This is a genomic window from Kitasatospora sp. NPDC056531 (assembly GCF_042794375.1).
Taxonomy (GTDB): domain Bacteria; phylum Actinomycetota; class Actinomycetes; order Streptomycetales; family Streptomycetaceae; genus Kitasatospora.
This window is the reverse complement of record NZ_JBHTTU010000106.1, coordinates 1,929-6,292: the sequence shown is the minus strand read 5'-3', so window position 1 is coordinate 6,292 and position 4,364 is coordinate 1,929. Positions and strand designations below refer to the sequence as shown.

The following is a 4,364-nucleotide window of genomic DNA, read 5'->3' as shown; positions in this document are numbered from 1 at the left end:
TGCGGGCGGCGGGGCGACCGTCGAGTGCTTCGTCCGCCCCGACCCGGGCCTGGCGGCGGGGCGCGTGCTGACCAGGCACCCCGACCCGACGACCGTCCAGCCGGGCTGGGTGCTGGAGCTCGGAGACTTCGGGCGCGGGCTGCCGGGCAACGTGCGGTTCGCGATCGGCGACGGCACCATCCCGGTCGAGCTGTTCGCGGACCTGTCGCTGCCCACCGACCGGTTCAGCCACCTCGCGGCGGTGCTCGACCGGGCCGGCGGCCAGGTCACCCTGTTCGTCGACGGGGCGCTCCGCGACCGTAAGCCGGTCGGCACCCTCGGCGCCGTCCGGAACACCGCGGACCTGCGGATCGGCCCCGGGCACACCGGGTTCCGCGGCACCGTCGACGAGGTGCGGTTGTCCTCGGTGGCCCGCGCCGACTTCTTCCCCGCCCTCGGCGAGGGCACCGAGCACTACCGGAACCGGCTGCGGATCTTCCGCCGCTGGACGCTGCCGACGCCCAGCAACCTGGCCGAGATCCTCAACGCCACCGTGCGCCCGATCGGAGGCTCCGATGACCCGCTGGTGGTCGACGACGGCAACGGCCGGGTGGTCCGCGGCGTCCGCGCGATCACCGTCCTCCCGGCGCTGCTGATGCCCGGCGAGCGCATGGACCGGTACGGCCGCCGCCGGGTGTCCGAGGCCGACACCGTGGGCACCGCCGCGGACGAGCCGCAGTTCGACCCGGTGTACCTGCTCAGGCACGACAGTTCCAAGGTCGACTACACACCGCCGGCGCTCCGCACCCTCGAACGCGACGAACCGGTGCCGGACCCGCACCTGATCCAGCTGGTGCTCACCGGCCCGCTCGACCAACTGGTGGCGCTGGCGGCCTCGGAGGGCGCCGGCGGGCGGCTGCGGGTGGAGTCGGCGTTCGACCCGCGCGCCGAGGACCTCCGGGCCACCGGCCGCGCTGTGCTGCTCACCCACAGCACGGCGCCGACGGATCGGCTGGCGGCCCTCGCCCACCAGGCCGGATTCGACTACGTCGAGCACCGCGCCGATCCCGACCAGGTGTACGCCGCGTGCGCGATCGGCGACTACCTCGCCCTCGACCTCACCCCGCCGGCCACCGGGCCGAGCGACCTGGTGGTCGGAGCGAGCACGAGCGTGCGCCTGACCATCCGACCCGCGCTGCCCGCGGGTGCGTCCGTCGACTGGCTCACCATCCCGACCGGCCCGAGCCAGGCCGCCCTGACCGACACCTCGGCCATCGCCGCGACCCTCACCGCCACCGCGCCGGGGGAGATCACGGTGAAGGCCGAGGTCACCCGGGGCAGCCACACCGTCAGCGCCACCCGCACCCTCCGGGCCGCGCCGGCCGACCTCGCCGACGGCGCGGCGATCGCCGCCGACGGCACCCTCAAGGCGCCCGTCACGGTGGCGGGCGACCCGGACCCGGACTTCGACCCGGTCTTCCTGCACCGGCACGACGACCCTCGCGCGACGTACGGCACCGACCCCAACGCCCACCTCATGCAGTACGCCGTGGCCGGCCGGCTCAACGCCCTCCTGGACGAACTGACCCGGCGCGGCATCGCCGGACAGCTGACGGTTGCCGCCGCCTTCAACCCCGACCCCCACGCCGCCGACCCGTTGGCCCGGCAGGGCCGGGCGCTCACCGTCCGGAGCACCGGCCTCGACGCCGGTCAACTCGCAGTCGTCGCCCATCTGGTGGGGTTCGGGCATGTGCAGCGGTCAGGGACGGACGTACTCCTGCACCATCCGGCGCAGCCGCTGATGGCGCTCACCGGCCCGGACACCGTGACCGAGGGCGCCGCCGTCGACCTCACGATCGTGCCGGCCCCCGCCGTGGTCGGCGCCAACGGGCAACTGAGCCTGGCCACGGGGGCGTTCGCCGACGGCCGGGCGACCCTCAGGGGCACGAGCGGCCAGTCGACGCTGAGCCTGCTGGGCGAACAGGCGGGGCCGGTCTGGGTCCAGGCCGCCTACCTGATGGGCAAGGGGAACGCGCCGTACACCTTCGAGGTCCGGTTGCGGCCGGAGCTGGTGGCCGCCGGGGAGGTCGTCCCCAAGGACAAGTACGACCTGATCATGAACATCCTCAACACCCTGCACCCGATCGGTGTCGAGGTCCTCACCGGCGCCCTGCGCGAGCACGTCGTCGAAGCCCGGGACGCCGCGACGGCCAACCCCGACTACACGTATCCGAAGTTCCGAGTCCGCGCCGTGCCGCCGCGCCGCACCAAGGAGTCCAGCCCATGACCGGGATCAGCTTCACCCCGACCTTCCACCACACGGACTGGAGGGACAACGTCGACCGGGTCCAGGCCGCCGGTTCGAACGGCTTCAACACCCGGTTCAACGCGCTGGAGTCGGACCTGAAGGCCGTGTCCACCGTGGTCGGTGCGATCGACCAGGCCATCACCGCGCTCAGCACCCACCCGCCGACCGCGCCGAAGGTGATCAGTCTGACCCCGCTGTTGACGTCGGCCGACGGGGGGACAGGATGGGGCTACGACCCGACCACCGGGGTCGCGCGGGGGCAGGCCCTGGGCAGGTTCACGGGGCTGATGAACGTGCCCGTCCCGGACGGCGCGCAGCTGGCTTCCCTGCGAGTCGTTGCCGCGAACAGCTCGGCGGTGGCGCATTTGACGGTCACATTCAACCGGATCCCGCTGGTCCTCGTCGCCTCCAGCGCACCTGATCAGCTGGCCAAGGTCAGCGTCGGAACCTCTCCGTTCGACGCCACCTTCCCCGTGGTCGGCACCGTCGCCCAGGTCGACCTCGCCCGGTTCCGCTACTACCTGGTGGCCGACGTGCAGGGCGCCACCGCCGCCGACGTGATCACCCTCAGCGGCTTCCAGATCACCTACACCAGCTGAGCCGGCATGCGGGTCGACTGCCACATCCCGATCACCCTGCGGATCACCGGCGCCCTCGGCGACGCCCAACTGGAGGAGCTGGCCCGGAGCCTGGCCGAGGCGGTGCGCGCCCGCACGGCCGAGGCCGAGTGGACGATCGCCGCCCGCCTCGGCCGCCGCGTCCTGTCCGGCCCGGCCGAGGTCCGCGAGCGGTACGACCCGGCACACGACGGCGACCGCGGCTACGCGGTGGCCTCCTACCAGGACGGCGGTCGCCCGCAGGGCGTGCCGGTGCGCGGGGCCGGCGGGCCGTGGACGGTGCTCCGCGCGGTCAACTTCCGGGCCCGGGTCGGCCGGTTCCTGGACTTCGTCGGGCGCCTGCACGAGGGCGGACAGCTGCCCGAACAGGTCCTCTACGGCGACCTGCGCGAGGAGCGCCGCTGGGTGGCGCTCTGGTGGGTGCAAACCGGCCGGGACCACACCCTGGCCGAGCTGTCCGCCGAACTGTACGAGCGGGCCGCCCGGTTGCTCCGGCTCGGCCCGGGGCAGGTCCTCGCGACCGCGATCTGGGTCACCGACGAGAGCAGGGCGGAGCTGCTCGCCCTCGACGAGGACGGGGTCCTGAGCAACCGGATCGGGAGGATCGGCCCGCACAACGCTCGCCGGATCGAGGGCAGCGGCGGTACCGCCACCCTCCGGCACGGCGGCTGGGCGATGTTCGCCGCCATGGTCCTGCCCAAGGTCGAGCTGACCGACCTGGCCGTCCTCGGCGTGGACACGGTGCTGCGGCTCCCGGCCGTGGACGCGGCCTTCTGCCTCGACGGACAGGACTTCGAGTCCCGGTACGGCCTGACCACCACCCAGTACCTGACCGAGTTCGGCACCGACCCTGTACCGGTCTGGCTCCAGCCGCTGACGGTTCGCCGCCGCGCCCGCCCGGCCGCGCTCGCCCTGCTGCTGGCCCGCCGGGCCGAGGAGCGGACGGCCTCCGCCGATGACCGGGTGACGGGCGACCGACTGCTGGTGCTGACCGACCCGGCGCTGAGCCGGCTGCCCGCTGCGGTAAGGGACCGGGCCGCCGCCTGGACCGACCCGGCCACCCGACGGCTGGACGACCGGGCCGGCACCTACCACCTGGAACCGGGCTGGCGGTGCCTCTTCGCCAGGGCCGCCCTGCCCGTCGACGCCGAACGGCTCGGCGCCGCCCGGTACCGGCCGCGCGCCCGCCACCTGGCGGTCCGGCTGCGCCGGCTGCTGGGCGGCGATCCGACCGAGCGGCCCTGGCAGCGAGCGATGTCCGCCTTCCTGGACCACGAGTTCGAGGAGGACCCGCCGGCCGAACGTCCGGCGGGCGGGACGCTCTTCGAGCACGTGCTCGCCGAACTGGCCGGGGACTTCGCCCGGCTCTACGAGGCCGTCGAGGCGAGCCGCCACTTCGGCCTGCGACACCGCCTGCTGCGGCTCAGCCTCGCCACCTCCCGGGCGGCGGACCCCAGGGT

Annotated in this window: 3 protein-coding genes; all 3 read left to right on the top strand. The window is 74.2% G+C overall.

What is annotated here, in order from left to right; translation table 11 throughout:
* Window positions 1-2,266, top strand: a 2,266-nt coding sequence (locus ACFQ87_RS39335) for a LamG-like jellyroll fold domain-containing protein (protein ID WP_380615754.1), incomplete at its 5' end; no start/stop codon positions are given.
* The gene (locus ACFQ87_RS39330; protein WP_380615753.1) at window positions 2,263-2,886 is read left to right on the top strand and encodes a hypothetical protein; all 624 of its coding nucleotides are present in this window, start codon (window positions 2,263-2,265) and stop codon (window positions 2,884-2,886) included. The genes ACFQ87_RS39335 and ACFQ87_RS39330, both read left to right, overlap by 4 nt.
* A 6-nt stretch (window positions 2,887-2,892) precedes the next feature.
* On the top strand, window positions 2,893-4,364 hold a 1,472-nt coding region (locus ACFQ87_RS39325; RefSeq protein ID WP_380615752.1), incomplete at its 3' end, for a hypothetical protein.

Excerpts from the sequence above, each read along its gene's own strand:
- ACFQ87_RS39330 (WP_380615753.1), top strand. The coding sequence starts at position 2,263 with ATGACCGGGATCAGCTTCACCCCGACCTTCCACCACACGGACTGGAGG.